This window comes from Kocuria atrinae (genome assembly GCF_039531425.1).
GTDB classification, from domain to species: domain Bacteria; phylum Actinomycetota; class Actinomycetes; order Actinomycetales; family Micrococcaceae; genus Kocuria; species Kocuria atrinae.
On sequence record NZ_BAAAQA010000019.1, the window covers coordinates 1 to 23,299 of the forward strand.

Genomic DNA, 23,299 nt, shown 5'->3' on the forward strand with positions numbered 1-23,299 from the left:
CCCGGTCAGACGGGCATCCCGTCTTTAATTGCGACCCAAGCCCAGCATGCTCATCGGTGGATCAAGGCTAAGACACACCACTCAGATCAGAAGGAGATCGCATTCATGTCCAAGGTCTACGTCTTCACCGACTACGGCGGACCCGAAACCCAGCAGCTGATCGACCGGCCTATTCCGGAGCCTGGACCCGGGGAACTGGCCATCGAGGTCCGGGCCGCCGGTGTGAACCCGGCCGACTGGAAGATGCGCGAGGGCCGGCTGGGTCGTGCCTGGTCGTTGCCGGCGCCGATGGGCCGTGAAGCCGCCGGCGTGGTCATCGCGGTGGGCGGCGGGACCGAAGGCTTCGCGGTGGGCGATGAGGTGCTCGGCCTGGTGGCGCCCGGGCAGGGCGGACTGGCCGAGCACACGCTCTTGAGCGCCTCCACCACTGTGGCCAAGCCCGAGGAGATCTCCTTCATCGACGCCGCCACCATTCCGGTGGCCGCAGCCACCGCCTATGACGCCACCCACCAAATCGAACTGGAACCAGGCCAGACCCTGCTCTTGTTGGGCGCCGGCGGCGGGGTGGGGCTGATGGCCGCGCAGATCGGCCGGGTACACGAGTTCACGGTCCTCGGCGTGGCCGACGTGGCCAAGCGGGAACTGGTCGAGTCCACCGGTGCGGCCTTCATCGGATCCGGTTCGGGCGTGGCCGATCGCGTGCGAGAAGTCGCTTCCAGCGTCGACCTGATCGTCGATCTCGTCGGCGGTGACGCGCTGCGTGCCGTCGCCGATCTGGTGGCCGATCCGGGGCGGATTATCTCCGCGGCCGATCCGGACGCCGCGGTCGAACTGGGCGGCCGGGGCTTGGCACGTACGACTGAGGCCATGGGGAAGATCACCGAGGTGATCCAGTACGGGCTGGTCGACCCCCATGCGGACACCCAGTACGACCTCAATGACGCAGGTCAGGCGATCGCAGCCGTGGAGACCGGGCACGCCGGCGGCAAGGTCGTCGTGGTTCCCGAAGGCTGATCAGCCATGCCGGGCGTGGGGGCGAGTTGCGTACTGCGGATGCCCTTACGCAACGCGTCCATCATGGCCCGATCTGCGTCGTCGCTGACGAGGGCGCGAACCTCGTCCCTGGCACGTGATGATGTCAGCCGCACTGGAGGGGAGGGCGGCTGATGGGATCGCCCGCGGCCGAGAGCAACGCCGCACCCCCTGGGGGTGCCAGTCGTCGCCGGTTTTCTCCGATCCTTGCTCGGACCCGGACCGTGCATTCCCCGGTGGGCCCGGTGGCCTATGACTGCGTGAAGGTGATCGTGGTCCGATCGGGTTCGGCGATCCTGTTCAGTGAGTTCGGGCAGAAGCCCGTCGGCGCGGGCGATGTGGTGGTCCTGAGCGCGAATGTCTTGTGTGGCAGCGAACCGGAGGGCCACATCACCGTCACCACGGTCTACCTGGACACCGACTACCTGGTGGACCAGGTGTTCTGGCAGCATGCCGGTCTGCTCCAGGACCGGCTCGATGCCCAGGGACTGGTGGAGACGATCTACACGGAACCGGCTCAGGCGCTGCGGCTGGGCGAGGACCGGACCGGGATGCTGATGCCCTGGCTGGATGAACTCGTGGTGCTGAGTATCGATGGCGGGTTCGGAGCGCACTTCTACCGGATGCAGGCGTTGTGGTTCGCGATTATCGACGTGGTCGCCCCGTTCGTCCGCGTATCCCAGGTGCGGCTGTCTCCGACCCAACGGGCCCGCACTCGGCCCACTCTGCCGCGGGATCGGCGGTTTGCTCCGATGCGGAACGAAGCGATGCAGGCCCGGGAGGCACTGCACGGAGCAATCGCCGAGTCCTGGACCCTACCCAGTCTGGCTGGCATGGTGCATCTGTCTCCGAAGCAGCTGGTCCGGGTCTTCGCCGGCACGTACGGCAAGACACCGCTGGCCTATCTGACGATGCTGCGGGTGGCGGAGATGGCGCGCCTGCTGCGTGAGACCAACGTGAGTGTCAGCGAGGCGGCACACCAGGTGGGGTGGCGTAGCCGCAGCCGGGCCAGCGAGGCGTTCGTCGAGTGCACCGGCCTGACCCCGCGCCGCTACCGGACCATGCACGTGACGGGCACGGGTTGGCCGGGAAACGGACAACCGTGTCGTCCATAGGGACGTCAATGAGACCTGCAGCGTCCGCGGCCGGGCGCTGACTGTTATCCCGGAGGGTACGTCAGGCACGCCGCTGTTCCTGACGGCCACGGCACTGGGCTTGCTGTCGCTGGCCGTCTCGACCCGCTGGTGTTCCCGGCGTACCTGATGGTCACCGAGCCCACTTCCGGCCCGGTACTCAGGGTAGCGGGAGGAGACATCGGCGATGGCCACGACACGGGAGAGCACCCGGGAACAGCGGGAGGCGAAGCTCGACGAGCTGCACGAGCGGCTCACCTCTGCGGTCGAACAGCTCGTCTCCGGCGAGGATTGGCGGCGGGCGCTCGCGTTTGCGGCACGGTTTAGGGCGCGATCGTTCTCGAACACCCTGTTGATCTGGGCACAGCACGCTGGCGCCTACGAGGCGGGCCGGGTACCCGACCCGATGCCGTCGTATGTCGCGGGCTACCGGCAGGGGCAGGGCCTCGGCCGACAGGTGGAGAAGGGCCAGTCGGGGTACATGATCCTCGCCCCGGTCACCGGCCGCTTCGCCACCGCCACACCGTCTGATCCGGAGTCGTGGAGGCGGCTCGGCAAGGGCGAAAAGCCCCGCCCCGGTGAGGTCGTGCGCTCGAAGATGATCACCGCCAAGCCCGCCTACGTGTGGGACGCCTCCCAGACTGCCGGTGACCCGATCCCGGAACCGCCCGCGCCGAAGCTGCTGGAAGGCGAAGCACCGGTCGGGTTGTGGGATGGCCTGGCTGGGCTGGTTGAGGAGCGCGGGTTCACCGTGCTGCGGGTGCCGCACGAGGGGATGATCCACGGCGCCAACGGCGTAACGGACTACACGGCGAAGACGGTCGCGGTCCGGGAGAACATGGACCCGGCCGCGCAGGTCAAGACGCTCGCCCACGAACTGGGCCATGTCCTGCTGCATGGTCCCGATCAGGAGGACGCGCGCCAGCATCGTGGGATCGGGGAGGTGGAGGCCGAGTCGGCGGCGCTGATGATCGGGGCCGCCCATGGTATGGACACCTCCGGGTACACGATCCCCTACGTGTCGACCTGGGCGGCACGGGTCGATGGCAAAGAGCCCGTCGAGATTGTCAAGGCAACCGGTGAGCGGGTCCGCAAGACTGCCCTGGCAATCCTCGATCAGCTCGACACGGTCCAGGTCGCCAATGGCACCCCGCCCGGCCTGGACCGCGACACCCCGCAACACGGACACGCGGCACGCGAGCCGCGGCGGGTCGAGCCGTTCCCGGAACCCGAGGCGCAGATGGCATCGGCCACGCCAGCGATCCAGCGGCAGGGGTTGTGATGGCCTCCCCCGACGCCGCCGTGAGCGTCCTGGCGAGGATGACCGAGCAGCGGCCGGTCTGGGCCGTGGCGCGGGACCTGGCCGCTGCGGGGGTGCCGGTGTTCCCGTGCCTGCCCGGCGGCAAGCGCCCGCTCACCCCGCGTGGCTTCCACGATGCCACCACCAACCCCCGCCAGGTGCAGGCATGGTGGCGGACACACCCGGAGGCGAACCTCGCCGTTCCCACCGGTGCCGCTTCGGGAATTGTGGTCGTGGATGTCGATGTCCACGGCCCTGTCGACGGCTACCTGGCGTTCGAGCGCGCTCACCGTGCCGGGCTCGTCACCGGCTGGCAGCTCCTCAACACAACGCCGTCAGGCGGGATGCACGCCTACTACCCGGCCACCACGGAGCAGGGACAGCGGTCCTGGCAGGCCGCGCGCGCGGGGATCGACTTTCGCGGTGACGGCGGCTACATCATCGTCCCGCCCTCGACGGTATCCACAGGCGAGCAAGCGGCCGGTTACCGGGTGCGGCGGATCAGCACCGGGCCGGTGTCGGGCCTCGACTCAGACCGGCTGAGGGACTTCCTCGACCCCCGCCCCACACCCCCGCGCACGTCAGGCCAGGGTGTTGAGCGGTCCGCGGACGTGTCACGATTGGCGGCATGGGTCGCCGCCCGCGGCGAGGGTGAACGGAATCGCGGCCTGTTCTGGGCTGCCTGCCGGCTCGCTGAGAACGGTGTCCCGGCCCCGGAGGCGCTCGACGTCCTCTCGGCAGCGGCATCCCAAGCCGGGCTGGGTGAGCGGGAGATCAACGTGACCGTCCGCTCGGCCTACCGCACCGCCCAACCCGAGTCGCGCTTGTTGTCGTCGCCGGTGCGGGATGGCGCACCGGAGGCGGCCGCCTGGTTCGGTCGGGACGCGTCCGAAGCGTCGTCGGCTCCGGTGCGGGGGCTGTCATGAGTGCCCTCCCCGCGTCCGGGCAGAGGAGCCGGCGCTGGGCGGTGGTGACCGCGGTGGCCGGGACGGTGTTCATCGCCGCTGGCGCGTTCTGGTTGTCGTTCACCGCGTTGGCCGACCTTGCCGCGCGCTCGGGGGTCGGCGGCTCGCAGGCGTGGGCGTGGCCACTGATCGTCGACGGCATTATCGTCGTGGCCACCGTCGCCGTCGTGGCCCTGGCCGGGCACGAGACGGCGTGGTATCCGTGGACGCTGTTGATCGGCGGCGCCGCCGTGTCGGTGACCGCCAACGCGCTTCACGCCGTCGTCGGCGCCGATGCCGACGTGCCCGGAGTCCTGGCTGCCGCGGTGGCTGCGGTGCCGCCGGTGGTGCTGCTGGCGATCACCCATCTGACCGTCATCCTCACCCGCCCGCAACCCTTCACCGAGGAGCGGGTGTCCACCAACGAAGCGATGTCAGCCGAGGAGCCCGCATCCACGATCGAATCCCTGGTCGTCGAGAAGTCCGGAACCGTCGGGATACCGGCGCCGGAGCCAGCAGCGGCGGCCTCAGCCGGTGCCGAGGTTGCCGCGCCGCCGACCCCGAATGAGAGCAAATCACTCACAGCACCCGGCACGATGCAGGCACCTGCGGTGGGCACTCCTGAGCTGACGGTCGACTCCGGAACGGTCCTGATTGGTCGGCGTGCCCGTGCAGCGGAGCTGCGGGGGCAGGGGTGGTCGAACAAGAAGATCGCCCGCGAGTTGGACGTGCATCCCTCCACGGTGGGCCGCTGGTTCACCGGTGCGCACCTTCCCGACAACACCAAACACACCGATGTCGAGGAGGCGAGGACACCATGAGCCGCGAACACGACCACGACCGGCGACGGCCCGACACCGACGAGCGGGCACCCGAGCCGGAGACAGAACGCACGGCATCCGAGCCTGTGGAGCAGCATGAGGCTCCGGAGGCGGTACGGGCGGCGGAGGTCGCCCGTCGACGCGCCACCGGGACGTCGAAGCCCGCAGCGGATGCGCGACGGGTGCGCGGTGTGGAGTGGGTGCGGCCCACGGACCTTCTGGCCCGCCAAGGGTCAGCGCTGGCGGGGCGGGGCATCGATTTCGAGGTCGAACTGGCCCGCCGCACCCGCACCCCGCTCACCACTGGTGCCCGCCACCTGGGTGAGCGGGTGCGGCGGTTGCCGCCGCTGTCCGCATTCGGCCGCGGCCCCGTGGGTCAGGCCCCTCCGGCGCGGCCCGGGGTCGGGATGAGCTGACAGGGGCCGGTGATCAGCGATGCATGCGCCAACGAGGACCCCCAGCGGGGCTGGGGACGGCGCGTGCACCTGCTGGTCAGGAGGTGCCCCGACCATGGCCCCACACACCGACCCCGTTCATCACACACCATCTGCCGTTGGCAAGGACTTCACAACCGGTGAAGGCCTGCGCGCCCTGCTGCACCGGCTCCACCACGCCGGACCGGGCGCCTGGACACGCGACCCCACCGCCGCCGAGCTGATGGGCTTCACCGCGGAGAAGTACAAGCCATTGGCGCGCAAGCACGGGCTGGACCCGTGGGAGGCCGCCTCGGCGGCATTCGATGTGATGCGCACCCGGGCGACCCGCGAGGCCCACGACCCGTGGGCGGTGATCACGCACGCGGTGCGGATCACCTGCATCGCCGAGGAACGCGCCCAAGGGCGGCTGTGCTCAGTCCACCAGGCCCGCCGCCCGCACGTCTCGGCGTTCCACGACCCCGAACGCTTCTCCGACCGCGAGACGCCGCTGGCCGACTACCACCCGGCGTTCCAGGTCACCGACCACACGCCGGACGAATCCGCGGCCGGGGAGCCCGTGGTGTTGGCCCGCGCGTACACGTCTGCCAGTTCGGCGGTCGAGGATGCGATCGCCCTGTTCACGCTCCTGGACTGGCCTGCCGACACGGCCCGGGCCTCGGTGGATCACGTATGCGCGGCGCTGACCCGGGTCGGCACCCGGCAGGCCGCCTACGAGGCGCTGCGGCGGGACAAGCACGCCCGAGCCCTACTCGACATCCCCGGCCACTCGTGGACGGCACTGTTGAAGGCGCTGCTGGGCAACCCCCATCCCGCCTACGCCGCCACCGGTACCGGACGCGGTGTGCTGTTGCGGCTGCTGATCGGCGAGACCCTGTCGGTGCTGCTGCGTGACGACGACCTCGTCCTCGCGCTCTCTCTCGCCGCACCCACCCACCACCACGGCCGCGATGACCGTGACGTTGACAGTGATGCCTCCGCCGGGGGTGGGTCACGGTGAGTGCCCCGGCAGGGTTCATCGAGCTGGAGCGCAGCGTCGCCTCGATCCGCGTCGGGCGCCGGCACCGCACCGAGCTGGGCGACATCGACGCACTCGCCGCCTCCATCGACCGCGACGGCCTCCTCCAGCCCATCACCCTCACCCCCGACGGCGTGCTCGTCTGCGGGGCCAGAAGGCTCTCGGCAATCAAACAGCTCGGATGGAAGAGCGTCAACGTGTGGGTCCGCTCGGGAATCTCCGACCGGCTCGGACACCTCTTGGCCGAGCAGGACGACAACGTCCTGCACAAACCCCTGACCCAGACCGAGGCCGCCGCCCTCTACCGGGAGCTGAAAGCGCTGATGGCCGAGGACGCCGCCCGCCGGCAGGCCGCGGCCCGGTTCAGTGCGGCGAATCAGCCGGGAAGTGACGGTGGTGCAAATTGTGCACCACCGTCACCTGGCGGGAAGGCCCGGGAGCAGGCGGCGGCGATGATCCCAGGCGGTGCGTCCCACACCACGCTGGACAAGATCAGCTACCTCCAGCAACTTGCCGACGACACCGCCCAGCCGGCCGAGCTACGCCAATACGTGGCCGGCGAGCTGGAGCGGATCGACGCCGGTGCCGCCGTCGATCCGATCTACCGGCACATCGACGATCTCGCCGAGACGGCCAAGAACCACCGCGAGGCGGATCTGCACCAGCTTGCCGCCGACGCGCTCGCCCGCGCCAAGAGCGCGACAGCGAAGAAGCGCACCCCCCGTCCCGCCCCGCCATCCGACGATGTTGCTGCGCCAGTGCCGTATCCGGTGCGGGCGTTCGTGCTGACCTGGACCGAACTGGCCAACTGGTGGACCCACTACGACGCCGAGCAGCTCGCTGCCGAACTCACCGATGAGCAGATCGAGTCCTTCCTGACCGCCGTCGAGGGCACCAGTAGGTTCGCCGAGGAACTGCGTACCGCCCGCGACCGCCGGGCAGGCCACGAGACCCCGCCCGCACGGGGGCACCTGCGCGCCCTCTGAGCATTCGGTTGATTGCGGGTGCTCGTGGTGCACCTACCGGGCATGAAGACTCCCGACCTCTCCGACGCTCGGTCCCGCCACCGGATAATCGCCGTGCTCGCCGCGCTCGTGGCGGTCCTGGTGTTGGCCGGTGTCGGCGTGTACGGCCTCTTCGCCGGACCACCCACCGCCAACGAGGACGCCAATCGCGACTCCGGGCCTGGACCAGCTGTGACCGCACCCAGCGATCCAGCATCGACCGCGACACCGCGTCTGCCGAGCGTGTCGGCCTCGGCTGATCCGGAGACCTTCGCCCGCAACGTCGCGACGGCGCTGTTCGCCTGGGACACGGCCAGCGGGTTCATGCCCCTGGACTACACCTCGGTCGTCCTCGCCGTCGGCGACCCCTCGGGTGCTGAGCAGGCCGGACTCGCCGCCGACATCGCCACCTACCTGCCCAACCGGGACGCCTGGATCGAGCTGCGCCACTACGCCACCGCCCAGCACCTGAGCATCGACCGGGTGTACGTCCCAGACGCCTGGGATGCGGCCCTCGAACAGGCACAACCGGGCCAGCTCGCCGAGGGCACCATCGCCTACACGATCGAGGGCACCCGCCACCGCACCGGCACCTGGAACGACGAGACCGTCACCTCCGAGCATCCGGTGGCGTTCACCGTGTTCCTCGTCTGCGCGTCCACCTATGACACCTGCCACCTGCTGCGGCTCTCCCAGCTCGACAACCCCCTCCGATAGGTCCGGGGGTGACTGTCTCGTGGTGAAGAAGCTCGCCGTCGCCGCTCTCGCGCTGGTGTTCCTGGCGCCATCGCTCGTCTTGGTCGGGATCGGGGTAGTGATGAACCCAGCCGCCTCGGCCTCCTGCTCCGTAACCGGCACAGGGGTCACAGTCGGTGACGTCCCCGACGAACTGGAGGTCACCACCGCCAACGACGAAACGTTCACGCTGAACCGGGAGCAGCTCACGCATGCGGCGACAATCATCGAAACCGGCACGAGCATCGACGGGGTCACCCGCGATGGACTCCAGATTGCGCTGATGGCCTCGCTGACCGAGTCCACCCTGCGGATGCTGTCCAACACCAGTGCCTACCCGGAATCGGCGGACTATCCCAACGACGGCGACGGCTCCGACAACGACTCCCTCGGCTTGTTCCAGATGCGCCCGCAATCCGGCTGGGGCACCGTCGCCGAGCTGATGGACCCCGGCTACCAGGCGCAGGCGTTCTTCGGCGGACCCACCGGCCCCAACCACCCCTCACCCCGTGGCCTGTTGGACATTCCCGGCTGGGAACAGATGGACAAGGGCGAAGCCGCCCAAGCCGTCGAAGTCTCCGCCTACCCCGACCGGTACCGCAACTACGAGCCGGTCGCCGAGACCATCCTCAGCACGCTCACCGGTGCCACCACTGGCACCGCCATCACCACGGGCGCGGCGACCGGCGACATGGTTCCAGCAGTGCAGGCGGTCGCGGAGTCATCGCGAGTGGTGTTCCCACTACCGGAGGGCACGTGGGTGCTCACCTCCGAGTTCGGGCCGCGGGTCCATCCGATCACCGGGGAGAACTCGACCCATACCGGCACCGACTTTGCCGCCCCGGACGGCGCTGCGATCCTCGCGGCGGCCGATGGCACCGTCACCGTCGCCGAGTTCTCCGGTGGCAATGGCGGCCTGATCGTCATCGAACACACCCTCAACGGGCAGACGGTGGCGACGGCGTACCGGCACATGTGGGAGACCGGCATCCACGTCGCCGCTGGCGACCGGGTGACTGCAGGGCAGCACATCGGCGATGTGGGCTCCTCGGGCAACAGCACCGGCCCGCATCTGCACTTAGAGGTCCGTACCGGCGGCACCGACGGCAAGTACACCGACCCCGCCGCCTGGCTCAACGCGCACGACGCCGCCGACCTGCCCGAACCCGAAACCGGCGCACCCGCCGGCTGCGCCCCAGACACCAGCACACCGGGTGCGGACCCGGACCCGGTCGACGGAGACCCGAACCGGACGGTCGATGACCCCACGACGGATGGGCAGATCACCGCCCGGCTGCTCGACCTCTACCAGCAGGGCACCGCAGCATTCCCCGAAACATCCTGGGCCTGCTACTCACCCCGGCCCGGCAGCACCTCCGAACATCCCCTGGGAAGGGCCTGCGACATCACCTTCGGCAACGCCATCGGCCACCACCCGACCCCGGCACAGCTCGAAGCCGGCTGGGACATCACCAACTGGATGAAGACCCACGCCGAAACCCTCGGGGTCGAGTACCTCATCTGGCAGGGCAAGATCTGGTCCCTTGCCCGCGACGGCGAAGGCTGGCGCGACTACACCGGCGGCGGCATGCACGACCCGGGCGATGTCACCGGCGGCCACTACGACCACCTCCACGTCACAGTCGGGAGCTGAGCGGCGTGGATGTGTTCCCGGACTTTGACGGCCTTGGTGGGATCGGCGAGCTGCGCGAAGTGATCGGTGCGCTGCTCACCTTCGTCCTCGTGATCGCGGTGCTGATGCTGATCGTCTCCGCCATCATCTGGGCACTCGCCACCTCCAACGGCCACCACGCCGCCGCCACGAAGGCGCGCATCGGCGCCTGGACGGCGCTGGGTGCCGCGGTCCTGGCCGGCGGTGGAGTGGCCTGGCTGAACTGGCTCATCGACCTCGGCCAGCAACTCTGACCGTGCGCGAGTCCGCGAACCCTCGCGTCGTGCAGCTCTGCGTTCGGAGGACTGTGGGGCGGGCAGTGCACCTGACCGACGAACCCATCCGCGTTCCCCGCCCTCATGGCGGGTCCATTCGTCAGGAGACCACCGTGTTCGATCTCATCACCGCCGTCCTGGCCGCACCCGCACTGGTGCCGATGGACATCAACATCGACCCCAACGATTCCGGTCTCCCCGGCATCGCCCAGCTGCGCACCATCGTCGGCGCGGTGATGACCATCGGCCTGATCCTGTCCGTGCTCGCGCTGATCATCTCGGCGATCGTGTGGGGCTTCGGCGCGAACTCATCGAACCCGCACCTGGCTGGCCGGGGGAAGGTCGGCGTCCTCGTGTCCTGCGGGGCCGCGGTGATCTGCGGCGCGTCGGTGACGCTGATCAACTTCTTCTGGGACGTCGGCCAACAGGTCTGACCCCACCGCTTCAACTCGATCTGAGGAGTGATTCCCGGTGGGTGTGTGCGACGTCCCCATCATCTCGACCGTGTGCGACACCGCCGGCGAAGCAGCCGCCTCGCTGGTCGCGGCCCCGTTCGACTGGCTCGCCCAAGCCATGGGCGCTGCCGCCGGCTGGCTGTTCGAAGCCGTCTGGGCGGTGTTCGACACCACCACCTTGGTCGACGTCACCAGGCCGGAGTACGTGCTCGTCTACAACATCCTGTTCGGCATCGCGGTGTTCGTGATGCTGATCTTCTTCTGCCTCCAACTCATCACCGGACTCATCCGCCGCGACCCCACCGCCCTGGGCAGGGCTGCGCTCGGGTTGGTGAAGTCCGTGCTCGGCAGCTTCGTCGTCATCACCTTGACGGCAGTGCTGCTGGAGATCGTCGATCAGCTCTGCATCGGCATCATCCAGGCCGCCGGAGAAACCACCGAGTCCATGAGCGACAAGATCACCCTGCTGGCCGCAGGACTGGTCGGGATCAACATCGCCGCCCCCGGAGTGGGAGCGATCATCACGATCTTCCTCGCCGGCCTGGCCATCAGCGCGGCCGCGATCGTGTGGCTCTCCCTGCTCGTGCGGAAAGCGTTACTGCTGGTGACGATCGTGCTGGCACCCTTGGCGTTCTCCGGAGCGTCCTGGGATGCCACGCGGGGATGGATCGGCAAGTGGGCGATGTTCGTCATCGCGCTGATCTGCTCCAAGCTGGTCCTGGTCGTGATGTTCCTCGTCGCCGTCACTCAGGTGGCCGCGCCGATCGATGGCGACCTGTCCTCGATCAGCGATCCCATCGCTGGCATCGTGCTCATGGCGATGGCCGCGTTCGCCCCGTACCTGACCTACAAATTCCTGTCCTTCGTGGGCTTCGACATGTACCACGCCATCGGGTCGGAGCAGGACGCGAAGAACGCCCTCAACCGGCCCGTCCCGACACCGTCCAAACCGGCCGGTGAGGGACCGCAGAAGGTCCTTGACGGCGGCAACAGCAGTAGCGGCAGTGATGGTGGGAGCGGCGACGGTGGGAAGACACCGCCGCAGGCGAAGACCTTCACACCCCAGGCCACGGGAAGCACCGCCGGAGCAGGCGGAGGGAAAGCCGGCGCCGCAGGTAGCGGGTCCGCCGGCGCAGGCGCTGGTGCCAGCGGCACGGCCGGTTCAGGAGCAGGGGCAGGTGCAGGCGCTGCGGCGGCTGGTCCGGCCGCAGCGGCAGTGATCGCCGCGAAGGTCGCCAAGGACGCCGCCACCGCCGGACCCAAGGCCGGTTCCGCCCTCGGCGGCCAGGGCGAGACCGCTGCGGATGCTGCCGGACAGGCCGGCACCACCCCGCCACCAGGACAAGTTCCCCCACCGTCGACTCCCAAGCCCAAGCCGCCGTCCACGCCGGCACCCAAGGCACCCTCGCCGGGTCCCTCGCAACCGGAGCCACGCCCGCCAAAGCAGCCACCACCGCCGGCACCGAAACCCATGGGGAAGGAGTGAGGCGACCATGACCTCGAAGCAGAAGGAGTCATCGACGGAGCTGGTGCCGGTCAAGTTCTCCCGCCTGACCCGTCGCGGCATCCTCCTCGGCCTCTCGCTCTCCCAGCTCATCACCCTCGCCACCGGCGTGCTCTCCGTCGTGGTCGCGCTCTATGCCGGCGGGGGCATCCTGCTGGCCTACACCGCGCCGGTCTGGGTGCTCGCCGCCGCGCTGACCTGGATACCTGTCGCCGGGCGCCCGGCCGTGGAATGGCTGCCGGTCACCTGCTGGTGGCTCTGGCGCACCACCGGCGGGCAACTCCTCTACCGACGCCGCATCGTTGCCCCACGCCCCGCGGGCACACTGGCGCTGCCCGGGGACATGGCCCGACTGCGGGAGTACGCCGACCCCGCCACCAGCGCTGGGATGATCCACGACCCCCACGAACAGACCCTCACCGTGGTGTGCGAGGTGACCCATCCCGCGTTCGTGCTCCTCGATCCCGGCGAGCAGGAACGCCGCGTCACCTCCTGGGGCCGCGTCCTGGCCACCGTGTGCCGCTCCGGGCAGATCGCGACCCTCCAGGTACTGGAGCACACCCTGCCCGACTCCGGCACCGGCCTAGCCGAATGGTGGGCCACCCACGGCACCGACGACGACACCTGGGCGGCCACCACCTACGCCGAACTCATCGAACGAGCCGGCCCCGCCGGGGAACGCCACGCCACCACCCTGTCCCTGTCGCTGGACATGAAGACCGCCGCACGGCAGATCAGGACCGCCGGTGGCGGCATCCGCGGTGCCGCCGCCGTGCTGCGCCAGGAGATGTCCACCCTCACCGCCGCACTGCGCTCGGCCGACCTGACGCCGCACGGGTGGCTGACCCCCGGACAGATCGCCGTCATCCTGCGTTCGGCCTACGACCCCGCGATCGCCGCGACTCTAGCGCGCCACGGCGAACTCGGGCAGAACCTCGCCACCGCCGGCCCCGTCGCCGTCAACGAATCCTGGACCACGCTGCGCACCGACTCCGCCCACCACGCGGTGCTATGGATCAGCGAGTGGCCACGGTCGATGGTCTACCCCGGGTTCCTGTCCCCGGTGCTGCTCTCCACCGGCATCCAGCGCTCATTTTCACTGCTGTGCACCCCGATGCGCTCCGACCAAGCGGCCCGGGACATCCGCAAGAAGAAGGTCGAACACATCAGTGACGCCGCCCAACGCGCCAAGATCCGACAGATCGAAGACGCGGCCCACACCGCCGAATACCACGACGTCCTCCAGCAGGAAGCCGACCTCACCGCCGGCCACGGCGTGCTGCGCTACACCGGCCTCATCAGTGTCTCCGCACCCACCGTCGACGAACTCGACGCCGCCGTGGCGGCGGTCGAGCAGTCCGCCATCCAAGCCTCGTGTGAGACCCGGCTGCTGGTTGGCCAGCAGGCCGCGGCATTCACCGCCGCCGCGCTGCCGCTGTGCCGCCGCATCTGACCCAGCCCGCGGCACGAGCACCCACCACTGTGTCGGCGTGCGTGCACCTGACAGGCGACCCCGGCCCTCGGTGGCCGATCCGCTCTCGTCACAGGAGAACTGTCATGCCCACCTACGACGACCCGCTCAAGGACGCCGCTGAAGCATCCGAAGCACTGCGAGGTCTCGCCCACGCCAGTCGGGTCTTCGACGACCCGGCCGACACGTACCAGGTGTTCGGTGACCTGGCCGCCGGAGTCCGCTCGCTGCGGCAGGTACTCGACCAGCTCGCGAACACACACCTGACCCATCGCGACCGGGCTCACGATGACGACGGCAATCACGTCGCCGGCTCACAAAACGCCTTGGCTGCCGCCGACGAATTACATCAGGCCGGCATCCTGCTCGATCAGGTCCATGACCGCCTCGACGCCGCGTTCTCCCATTCGGGACGGATCGCCTGGCACCCTGAACCCGCCATCTCCCACGAGCCGCTCACTGAGGGCGCCGCACGGCGGTGGGTCTCCGTGCTGTTCTTACATGGCGTGGAGGCCGACCAGGTGCTGGACCTGATCGACCGCGACGGCCCCGACTCCGCCATCACCCACCTCGCCCAATGGGATTTCGGGGACGAGACCACCGACGCCGCGCTGGAGAACGGCTACGTCTACGATGCGCCCCCGGCCGGTGCACTGGACCGGGTCGTGACCGAGGGTGACTACGCGTTGACCTACAACCCGGCAATGGGGCATGTCAGCCTGCTCCGCCAGCACACAGTCCCACCCGAGCTGGCATTGGACGATGCCGACGTGGTGTCCGCCCGCGAGACCACCGCGGGCGTCGGTCCTCTCGACACGAACACCGTCCGTCCCACGAGGAAATCCACGCCGGAGCGGTCGCTGCGGACATCTCTCGTGGCGGAGCAGGACTGGTTCGCCAGCCCTGCCCGATCGTCGGAATCGGCCGGGCGGGGGCTGTCGCTGTGAACGCGCGCGAGCCCGAACAGCTGCACACCTCGGTGCTGGTCGCACCCGCGACGGAGAGACGCCGGCTGCGCAAGCAGCGCCGCGCTGCGGCCGCCCGTCTCCAAGCCGAACAGCGCCGCGCCGAGCAGACTGCGACGAAGGCCAAAGCCGATGCCGAACGCGCCGAACGCAAAGCCACCAGGTACCTACCCGCCGCGGGTGAACCCGGGCCGGCGACGCTGCGCACCCCAGGCAGGTTCCGGCTGGTCCAGCATCAGGACACGTCCGCGACCCTCGCCGGGGCGTATCCGTTCGTCGCCGAAGGCGGGCTCGGCGCCGACGGGGTATTCGTCGGCCAAGACCTCTACTCCGGCGGAAGCTTCGTCTACGACCCCTGGGTCCTCTACGCCCGTGGGGTCATCACCGCCCCCAACGTCGTCCTCGCCGGGATCGTCGGCTCCGGCAAGTCCTCCTTGGCGAAGTCCTTCTACACGCGCAGCTTGCCCTTCGGCAGAAGGGTCTACGTCCCCGGCGACCCGAAGGGTGAGCATACTGCCGTCGCGGAGGCGGTCGGCGGACGCGCCATCGTCCTGGGCCACGGCCTCAACACAAGACTCAACCCGCTCGATGAGGGCCACCGCCCATCGGGGCTCTCGGATGCGCAATGGGCCATCACGGTCGCCTCGCGGCGCCGGGATCTCATCGGCGCGCTGGCCGAGACCGTCCTGGCCCGCGGGTTGACGCCGTTGGAGCACACGGCGATCGACATCGCGCTGACCGAGACGGTACGGGAGAACAGCGTGCCGATCCTGCCGACGGTCGTCGAGCGCATCCTCACCCCCAACGAAAACGCGGACGGACGGTTGGCCGAGGACGGCAGGCTCGTCGGCCACGCCCTGCGCCACCTGGTCGCCGGCGATCTCCAAGGCCTCTTCGACGGACCCTCCACGGTGACCTTCGACCCGTCGTTGCCAATGATCTCCCTGGACCTGTCCCGGGTGACGGAGAACTCCACGCTCATCTCGGTGCTGATGACCTGCTCCAGTGCATGGATGGAGTCCGAGCTGCTGGACCCGGCCGGTGGCCAACGGTGGGTGATCTACGACGAAGCCTGGCGGCTGATGTCCCACCCGGCCCTGCTCAGGCGGATGGACGCCCACTGGAGATTGGCGCGGCATTACGGGATCGCGAACATGCTGATCTTCCACAAGCTCTCCGACTTGGACAACGTCGGCGACGCCGGTTCCGCCATGCGCTCCCTGGCCAACAGCCTCCTCGCGAACGCCGAGACTCGGATCGTCTACCGCCAAGAGTCCGATCAGCTCGGCCTCACCGCCCAAGCACTCGGGCTGACCGGTACCGAGCAGAAACTCCTGCCGACCCTGGGTGTCGGGCAGGGGCTCTGGCGGATCAAAGACCGGGCCTTCGTCACCCAGCACCAGCTGCATCCGGCCGAGCTGGAGCTGTTTGACACCAGCTCCCGGCTCACCTCGGGGGTGAAGTAATGACCCGCAAACCCCCACACCGTGCCGCCGGGCAGGGACCGGAAGACACCCCGGTCCTGCTGCCGCACGTGATCATCACCGTCACCGAGACCGGCGTCCTGGACGTCACCGTCGACGGCACCGACTTCCCTCCACCATCGCAGGGCCAGGCGTGGACCCGGGACACCTTCGGCACTCTGCTCGATGCCATCACCGCCGACCGGACGATCACGGTGCGTATCGAGGTCCGCGAGGCCGATGGGAGTGTCTTCACCGACATCGTCCGCGGCCGGCGCCGCCCCGTTACCTTTTTCATGACGCCGGTGTCCGGGAGGATGAAGGCGTAGGTAACCAGCCGGCCCCGGCATGATGTCCGCCCCCAGTCGCTTATGATCCGGGGGGTGTAGTCACCGGGGTCGGTACTGGTTCACACGGACCGCTAATAGAAGCACGACCCGTCAGGCGGGACTTTGTAACGTGGATGCGGGCGAGTGAACCACCTGGTCACCTCACCTCCACCCCTGCGTGATGAAGAAGGTGACCACCATGGAACATCAGCTCTACCTCGGGATCGACGTCGGCAAGACCGCCCACCATGCCACCGGTTTGAGCGCTGAGGGCACTGTCGTGCACGATAAATCCCTCCCGCAATCCGAACCCAAGATCCGTGAGCTCCTCCAGGACCTAGCCGCTACTCACGGGCCTGTGCTGGTGGTTGTGGATCAACCCAAGACCATCGGTGCCCTGGTGATCGCGGTGGCCCAGGATCTGGGCATCGAGGTGGCTTACCTGCCCGGGCTGACCATGCGCCGAGTCGCGGACCTGCACCCGGGGCAAGCGAAAACCGATGCCCGGGATGCGTTCATCATCGCCAACACCGCCCGCACCATGGCCCACACCCTGCGTGGGATTACCCTGACCGAGGAAGCCATCGCCGAACTGTCAATGTTGTGTGGGTTCGATGATGACCTCGCCTCCCAGATCACCCAAGTCCGCAACCGGCTGCGCGGGTTCCTCACTCAGATCCACCCCGCCCTGGAACGCGTGCTGGGCCCGCGACTGGCCCACCCAGGGGTGATCGCCCTTTTGGCCCGACACTCTTCCCCGGCCCGATTGAAGACCGCTGGCCGTGGCCATGTACGAGCTCTACTGAAGAAGCACGCGCCCCGGTTGGCGGAGAAACTCACCGAGGAGATCTTCACCGCCCTGGCCGAACAAACCGTGATAGTCACGGGCACCTCGGCGGCGGAGAAGATCATCGGGCGCCTGGCCGACCAGCTCGCGCAACTGGGCGCCCAGCGGGTGGAGATCGAGACCGAGATCCTCACGGTGGTCGATGCGCACCCTCTCACCCAGGTCCTGACCTCAATGCCCGGGGTAGGGGTCAGGACAGCAGCACGGCTGCTCACCGAAGTCGTGGGCAAGGACTTCAAAGACGCCGGACACCTGGCTTCCTACGCCGGGATCGCACCCGTGACACGCAGGTCCGGGACCTCGATCCGCGGGGAATCACCCTCCCGGCGGGGCAACAAGGTCCTCAAACGGGCTTTGTTCCTCTCCGCCTTCGCCTCGCTGAGTGCTAGCCCCGCTTCACGGGCCTATTACGATCGAAAACGGGCCGAGGGTAAACGCCACAACCAAGCTGTGATCGCACTGGCCAGACGACGAACCGATGTGCTCTACGCCATGTTGCGCGACGGATCTTTCTACCAAGAACCCACCCCACCGACCGTGGCCCTAGCCGCTTGACGAAAACCATAGAAGCACCCCCCACCTGAACCGCCGGAGACCGAACCTGAGGACCCGCGCGGCAAGCACGCCAAGGACAAGGGCACCCAGAGACCGGTACTGGCCGAGATCACCGCAGACGGATTCGTGCCCGGCGAGGACGTGGCCATCGCGGTCATCGTCTCCCACACCGACGCCACCGGCACCGGATCGGCCCGCACTCTTCTCGACACGAGCCAGCTCGCGTCCCTGCTGCGCACGGGAACGGGCGAGGTCGTGTGCTGTTCGGTCGTGTCTCCGGCACCACGCACGTGCGGCGGCTACCGTGAATGCTTCCCAGCAGCGGCAGGCCGGCTCCTTCGGCGATGAGCTGACCAACGCCGCCCTCATCGGCCTGATTGGCATGTTCGGCGTCGCGCTCCTCCTGCGCGCCTCCGGGTCCGTCGCCGCGCTCCTCACCGGCACCCCCCCCAGCCCGAGGCTGGCCCAGCCGCCGGGCTCGGGGTGTTGTTCAACCCTGCCGACCCGGCGGCAGCCCTCGACGCCGACGCACTGAACCCGGTGGCGTACTGGAGTATCACCGTGGCCCTGCTCGCTGGCCTCGCCACCGGCATCGGGTGGGTGTGGGTCCGGCTGCGCCGACATGCCCATACGGCCGAGACCGACCCGCGCCGCCTGGCCGGCACCGCCACCAGCCACGACGTCACCCAGACCGCCTCAGCCAAGGCGCTCCTGCGCCGCGCCGGAACACTGCGCCCATCACTGGAGAACCCAGAGCCGGCGGATGTCGGCTACCGGATCGGCACCTCCAAGGGCCGGCAAGTGTGGGCGAGCGTGGAGGACTCGATCCTGCTCATCGGCCCACCCCGCTCCGGCAAGGGCCTGCACATCGTGATCCCGGCGATCCTCGACGCACCCGGCGCCGTCGTCACCACCAGTACCCGCCCGGACAACCTCACCGCCGCCCTCCGCGCCCGCCAGCGTCTCGGCCCGGTGGCGGTGTTCGACCCCCAACACCTCGCCGAAGGCATCCCCGCCGGACTGCGCTGGTCACCGGTACGCGGCTGTGAAAACCCGCTGACGGCGATGATCCGCGCCACCGGCCTCGCCGGGGCCACTGGCCTGTCCGCGGGCGGGGTCGAATCCGGCGGATTCTGGGAAGGCAAAACCCGCACCGCACTCCAAGCCCTCCTGCACGCCGCCGCCCTCGACCAGCGGCCGCCGGCAGAGCTATTCCGGTGGACCCTCGACCCCTCCGCGGCCGCCGAAGCCGTGGCCATCCTGTCGAACTCGGCGCAGGCGTCGACCGGGTGGGCGGACTCGCTCGGGGCAATGATTGACTCCGACCCCAAAACGAGGGATTCGATCTGGCAGGGCGTAGCGCTGGCCCTCGGAGCGCTGGCAGACCCGCGCGTCCTCGACGCCGTCTCACCAGGACCGGGTGAGGGCTTCGACCCCGAGCGTTTCATCCACGAGCGCGGAACCCTCTACCTACTCGCCACCGGTGCCGGCGCCGGAGCATCCGCCGCCCTGGTCGCCGCGTTCGTCGAAGACCTCATCGAAACCGCCCGCCGCATCGCCGCACGCTCACCCGGCGCACGACTCGACCCGCCCCTACTGCTCGCACTGGACGAGATCGGCAACCTCGCACCCCTCCCGAGCCTGCCGACCCTGATGGCCGAGGGCGGCGGCACCGGCATCACCACCCTCCCAGTGTTGCAGTCGTTGGCGCAGGCACGGAACAAGTGGAATGACAACGCCGCCGGAGCGATCTGGGACGCCAGCATCGTGAAGATCATCCTCGGCGGCGCCTCCAACTCCCGAGACCTCCAAGACCTCTCGACTCTCATCGGCGAACGCGACGAGTACACCGACTCCGTAACCCTCGGCGATCACGGCACCCGATCCAACCAACGCTCCATCCGCCGCGTCGCGATCCTGCCACCGGACCGGATCAGGACATTGCCGTTCGGCACCGGCGTCACTCTGCTGCGCTCGGCACCCCCGATCGTGACCGATCTACGCGCCTGGCCGTCCCGGACAGACGCGGCCAGGTTGAAGGCCGACCGGGCCGGGATCGAAGCCCTCCTCCAACGCCCTGCTTCCTGATCCGGTGCTGGGGTGGTGTGTGCACCTGCCTGACAGGAGCGGCCCCGACTCACGGGGACGCAGCCCATGTCAGGAAGGAATAGTCCGATGGCTATCCGCACACAACAGTCCATCTCCGGGTTCATCGCCACCGACCCACAGCTGACCTACACCGAGCGCGGCGAGGCACGCTTGTACGCCCGTTTCGGGCAGGAGAACTACCGGCGCGAACAGGACGGATCTTTCACCAAGGGGGAGCCGACCTTCGGCAACCTCGTCATGTACCGGGCCACCGCCGAACGCGCCCACGAGCGGTTCGCCAAAGGCGACAACTTCGTCGCCGAAGGCTACGCCCACGACTACAGCTACGAACGAGCCGGACAGCACATCGACGGCGAAGAGTTCGTCGCCAAGAAGATCGGCCACGACACCGCCCGCACCCGCTACGACGTCGACCGCACGCCCCGCCGCGCCGGCGTCACCGCAGAGCGCGAGGGCCCGACCCGCGAACAGAACCACCCCTTCGACGCTCCACAAACCCGACCGGCCGCCGACACGCCGGTCCTGGGCCACTGAACCGGAGAGGCCCCAGACAATGAACGAGCAGACATCACGACCTGATCCTGGCGACGTCGACCCCGACGAACTCGACCTCGACGACCTGGACGACCTGGACGACGACCTCGGCGGTGTGGCCCTGGGCGGGCCGCCGCACCCGATCAACTGGAACCTGCTCTCCGCCCACGACCTGGAGCAGGAATGGCTGGAACTGAACCGGTGGGTTGACTGGCTGCGTCACACCTACGGGCTAGCCGCTGCAGTGATCCCGCCGTTCTGGCACCACCACCCGGAACTGCTCTGGGAACTATCTGCACTGCACCTGCACTGGCTATGCGCTTACGACCCCGAACAGAACGGCTCCGCACCCATCGGCTGGCACCGCGACTTCGCCGACGCCCGTCAGCGGCTGCGGGACTGGGTCGCCGCTTGCGGTACCCGCCTGGACCGCGACCGCCCCACACGGCAGACCACCTGGCCCGGCGAAGAGCCCGCCCCACCGGTCGAAGACGTCCTCATCGAAGACCGGGACCAGGAGTTCGTCGACTTCGTCGTAGACCAGGTCCGGCAACGCCAGGACGCCGAGGACGCATTCTTCGCCACCATCGACCAGGCCACCGGCGAACTCCGAGACCCCCGCGGGAACCAGCAGCGGGAACGGTGAACGGTGATGGTGCGCTCCTACCACCGCAAGGCCGACCGACCGGACGCAGACCGGCCAGTCCGGGTCCGCTATGAACGGCACGAGGAGGTCGACGCGGAGAAACTCGCGGAAGTCCTCATCCGCCTCGCCCTGCGCGCAGCCGGCGAGGACACCGGGACCGGCCGTACCGGCGACTACCTTCGCGGTCTACTCACCCACAGCGGTAGAATCGATACTGAACACGACGATCATGGCGTCGCTGGCACCCAATCCCTAAGCCCCTGATCCGGGGGTGTTCTTCTCGCATCCTGACGTGACCGCCACCCGACGCCCCAGACGCCCACCCCCACGGGGTTGGGCACCTGAAAGGCGGTCACCCCGATGACACTCATCGACCTACCCTCCGGCATCGACCTCGCAGCGCTGCGAACCCTCGCCGCGGGGGCAACTCGGAAGCCGGCTCCGGCCGGCGAGGAGCTACCGGGCGGGCTGGTTCCGGCGATCTCCTACCTGCGGGTCTCCACCAAGGACCAAGCCACCCGCAACGGCCTCGAAGAAGGCCTGTCCATCCCTGCACAGCGCGAAGCCGCCGAGCGTAAGGCCGAGCAGCTCGGCGCGGTCATCGTCAAGGAGTTCATCGAACCCGGCGAGTCCGCCAAGACCGCCCATCGGCGGGCGTTACAGGAGATGCTTGACTACATCGCCGCGAACCCGGTGCGGTACTGCATCATCAACAAGGTCGACCGGCTGGCCCGCAACCGGCTCGATGACGCGATCATCCACACCACGCTGCGCGGGGCGAACATCACCCTCGTCTCGGTCACCGAGAACATCGACGAGTCCCCCTCCGGGATGCTCATGCACGGCATCCTCGCCTCGATGGCCGAGTTCTACTCCCTCAACCTCGCCCAGGAAGTCGTCAAGGGCATGGTCCAAAAGGCCACCATCGGCGGTACCCCGACCAAGGTCCCGCTGGGCTACCTCAACGTGCGCAGCACCGATGCCAAAGGCCGCGAGGTCCGAGACGTCGAACTCGACCCCGGGCGGACGGACCTGATCCGGTTCGCGTTCACCGCTTACGCCACCGGCGATTGGTCACTTTCATCCCTCGCGCGCGAACTGGAGGCCCGCGGCCTGACCACCCGGCCCACACCTGCCCAGCCGGCCAAGCCGGTCACGACGACCGGGCTGCACAAGATCCTGACCAACCTCTACTACCAGGGCACCGTCACCTTCCGCGGCATCACCTACGACGGTGCGCACACCCCGCTCGTCGACCCCGAGACCTGGCTACGAGTGCAGACCCAGCTCGGCGCGAAGAATGCCGTTGGGGAACGACCGCAGAAGTACGACCACTACCTCAAGGGCAGCCTGTACTGCTCATGCGGCGCCAAGCTCATGATCGAACGGCCCCGGGACAAGCAAGGCGACCGCTACGAATACTTCACCTGCTCTGGCCGGCGCCGGAAAAGGAACGGCTGCACCCGCTCGGCGATCCTTGCCAGCCGACTCGAAAAGCGCATCGAAACAACATACAGCAGCAACGGCCTCACCGAGGATGAGGCAAAGCACGTCCGGGCGGTGCTGCACCAGGTGTTCGACCAGCTCGAAGCCTGCAGCGACGACGAACGCGCCCTGCTGACCAACCAGCGCGACAAGCTCGAAGCCGAACGACTCAAGCTCGTCCAAGCCCACTACGCCGACGCGATCCCGCTTGACCTGCTCAAGAGCGAACAAGACCGCATCCGCGCCAGCCTCGATCAGATAACCAAAAGGCTCGACAGCCTTGCCACCACGTACACTAGCGCTCGCGGAGGCCTCGACCAGATCACCGACATCCTCACCGATCTCGGCGACCTCTACAGCAAGTGCGAACCTTCTGAACGCCGCATCCTGAACCGTGCCCTGTTCAAGCAGATCATCGTGGACGAGGACGAGAACACCACGTTTGTCCCGGTAGAGCCTGCCGCCAGCGTCCTCGCGTCCGGCAGCAGCAGCACCGCAGGGGTTATAGGCCAAAATATGTGTATGGCGGGGGCTTGCTTGCCTGCGATAGCAACGTTCTAGGGGCTTT

The 23,299-nt window shown here is 68.5% G+C and carries 21 protein-coding genes and 2 pseudogenes; all 23 read left to right on the plus strand.

The features are described 5' to 3' along the window. The first annotated feature begins 105 nt into the window (after window positions 1–105). Window positions 106–1,014, plus strand: coding sequence for an NADP-dependent oxidoreductase (locus ABD283_RS10065; protein WP_129700658.1), 909 nt, complete (start codon window positions 106–108; stop codon window positions 1,012–1,014). A gap of 242 nt (window positions 1,015–1,256) precedes the next feature. Continuing rightward, window positions 1,257–2,147: a helix-turn-helix domain-containing protein gene (locus tag ABD283_RS10070; protein ID WP_344224872.1), complete on the plus strand. Its 891-nt coding sequence runs from the start codon at window positions 1,257–1,259 to the stop codon at window positions 2,145–2,147. Window positions 2,148–2,352: 205 nt separating this feature from the next. After that, the gene (locus ABD283_RS10075) at window positions 2,353–3,447 is read left to right on the plus strand and encodes an ImmA/IrrE family metallo-endopeptidase (RefSeq protein ID WP_344224873.1); all 1,095 of its coding nucleotides are present in this window, start codon (window positions 2,353–2,355) and stop codon (window positions 3,445–3,447) included. Beyond that, window positions 3,444–4,391: a bifunctional DNA primase/polymerase gene (locus tag ABD283_RS10080; RefSeq protein WP_129700652.1), complete on the plus strand. Its 948-nt coding sequence runs from the start codon at window positions 3,444–3,446 to the stop codon at window positions 4,389–4,391. The genes ABD283_RS10075 and ABD283_RS10080 overlap by 4 nt, the downstream gene beginning before the upstream one ends. 41 nt (window positions 4,392–4,432) lie before the next feature. After that, on the plus strand, window positions 4,433–5,230 hold the full coding sequence (locus ABD283_RS10085) for a DUF2637 domain-containing protein (RefSeq protein WP_344224874.1): 798 nt from the start codon (window positions 4,433–4,435) through the stop codon (window positions 5,228–5,230). Then, window positions 5,227–5,646 carry a hypothetical protein gene (locus tag ABD283_RS10090; RefSeq protein ID WP_129700648.1) on the plus strand — a complete coding sequence of 140 codons (420 nt, stop codon included), beginning with the start codon at window positions 5,227–5,229 and terminating at the stop codon, window positions 5,644–5,646. Before ABD283_RS10085 ends, ABD283_RS10090 begins: the two co-directional genes overlap by 4 nt. A gap of 94 nt (window positions 5,647–5,740) precedes the next feature. Further along, window positions 5,741–6,664, plus strand: coding sequence for a hypothetical protein (locus ABD283_RS10095; RefSeq protein WP_129700646.1), 924 nt, complete (start codon window positions 5,741–5,743; stop codon window positions 6,662–6,664). After that, on the plus strand, window positions 6,661–7,668 hold the full coding sequence (locus tag ABD283_RS10100; RefSeq protein WP_129700644.1) for a ParB N-terminal domain-containing protein: 1,008 nt from the start codon (window positions 6,661–6,663) through the stop codon (window positions 7,666–7,668). The genes ABD283_RS10095 and ABD283_RS10100 overlap by 4 nt, the downstream gene beginning before the upstream one ends. Before the next feature lie 42 nt (window positions 7,669–7,710). Then, on the plus strand, window positions 7,711–8,403 hold the full coding sequence (locus ABD283_RS10105; protein ID WP_344224875.1) for a hypothetical protein: 693 nt from the start codon (window positions 7,711–7,713) through the stop codon (window positions 8,401–8,403). Window positions 8,404–8,422: 19 nt separating this feature from the next. Beyond that, window positions 8,423–10,075, plus strand: a complete 1,653-nt coding sequence (locus ABD283_RS10110) for a M23 family metallopeptidase (RefSeq protein ID WP_344224876.1) — start codon at window positions 8,423–8,425, stop codon at window positions 10,073–10,075. Between the two features lie 5 nt (window positions 10,076–10,080). Continuing rightward, window positions 10,081–10,347 (plus strand): DUF6112 family protein, encoded by a 267-nt coding sequence (locus ABD283_RS10115; RefSeq protein WP_129700638.1) that lies wholly within the window; start codon window positions 10,081–10,083, stop codon window positions 10,345–10,347. Window positions 10,348–10,481: 134 nt separating this feature from the next. Then, entirely contained in the window at window positions 10,482–10,802 is a 321-nt protein-coding gene (locus ABD283_RS10120; protein WP_129700636.1) for a DUF6112 family protein, read from the plus strand. Between the two features lie 37 nt (window positions 10,803–10,839). Next, window positions 10,840–12,309, plus strand: a complete 1,470-nt coding sequence (locus ABD283_RS10125; protein WP_129700634.1) for a conjugal transfer protein TrbL — start codon at window positions 10,840–10,842, stop codon at window positions 12,307–12,309. Window positions 12,310–12,316: 7 nt separating this feature from the next. Continuing rightward, window positions 12,317–13,780 carry an SCO6880 family protein gene (locus ABD283_RS10130; protein WP_344224877.1) on the plus strand — a complete coding sequence of 488 codons (1,464 nt, stop codon included), beginning with the start codon at window positions 12,317–12,319 and terminating at the stop codon, window positions 13,778–13,780. A gap of 104 nt (window positions 13,781–13,884) precedes the next feature. Further along, window positions 13,885–14,745 carry a hypothetical protein gene (locus tag ABD283_RS10135; protein ID WP_129700630.1) on the plus strand — a complete coding sequence of 287 codons (861 nt, stop codon included), beginning with the start codon at window positions 13,885–13,887 and terminating at the stop codon, window positions 14,743–14,745. Further along, a complete protein-coding gene (locus ABD283_RS10140) occupies window positions 14,742–16,229 on the plus strand; it encodes an ATP-binding protein (protein WP_344224878.1) in 1,488 nt (495 codons plus the stop codon). Before ABD283_RS10135 ends, ABD283_RS10140 begins: the two co-directional genes overlap by 4 nt. After that, on the plus strand, window positions 16,229–16,555 hold the full coding sequence (locus ABD283_RS10145) for a hypothetical protein (protein ID WP_425552831.1): 327 nt from the start codon (window positions 16,229–16,231) through the stop codon (window positions 16,553–16,555). Before ABD283_RS10140 ends, ABD283_RS10145 begins: the two co-directional genes overlap by 1 nt. A 181-nt stretch (window positions 16,556–16,736) precedes the next feature. After that, window positions 16,737–17,957 (plus strand): IS110 family RNA-guided transposase, encoded by a 1,221-nt coding sequence (locus ABD283_RS10150; protein ID WP_344224879.1) that lies wholly within the window; start codon window positions 16,737–16,739, stop codon window positions 17,955–17,957. 30 nt (window positions 17,958–17,987) lie between these two features. Further along, window positions 17,988–18,265 (plus strand): annotated as a pseudogene (locus ABD283_RS10155) (hypothetical protein); the annotation flags it as partial. Then, window positions 18,262–20,045 (plus strand): annotated as a pseudogene (locus ABD283_RS10160) (type IV secretory system conjugative DNA transfer family protein). The pseudogenes ABD283_RS10155 and ABD283_RS10160, both read left to right, overlap by 4 nt. Window positions 20,046–20,132: 87 nt before the next feature. Beyond that, window positions 20,133–20,600 (plus strand): single-stranded DNA-binding protein, encoded by a 468-nt coding sequence (locus ABD283_RS10165; RefSeq protein ID WP_129700626.1) that lies wholly within the window; start codon window positions 20,133–20,135, stop codon window positions 20,598–20,600. 19 nt (window positions 20,601–20,619) lie between these two features. After that, window positions 20,620–21,246 (plus strand): hypothetical protein, encoded by a 627-nt coding sequence (locus ABD283_RS10170; RefSeq protein WP_344224880.1) that lies wholly within the window; start codon window positions 20,620–20,622, stop codon window positions 21,244–21,246. Between the two features lie 360 nt (window positions 21,247–21,606). Then, window positions 21,607–23,292, plus strand: a complete 1,686-nt coding sequence (locus tag ABD283_RS10175) for a recombinase family protein (RefSeq protein WP_344224881.1) — start codon at window positions 21,607–21,609, stop codon at window positions 23,290–23,292. Window positions 23,293–23,299 lie beyond the last annotated feature (7 nt).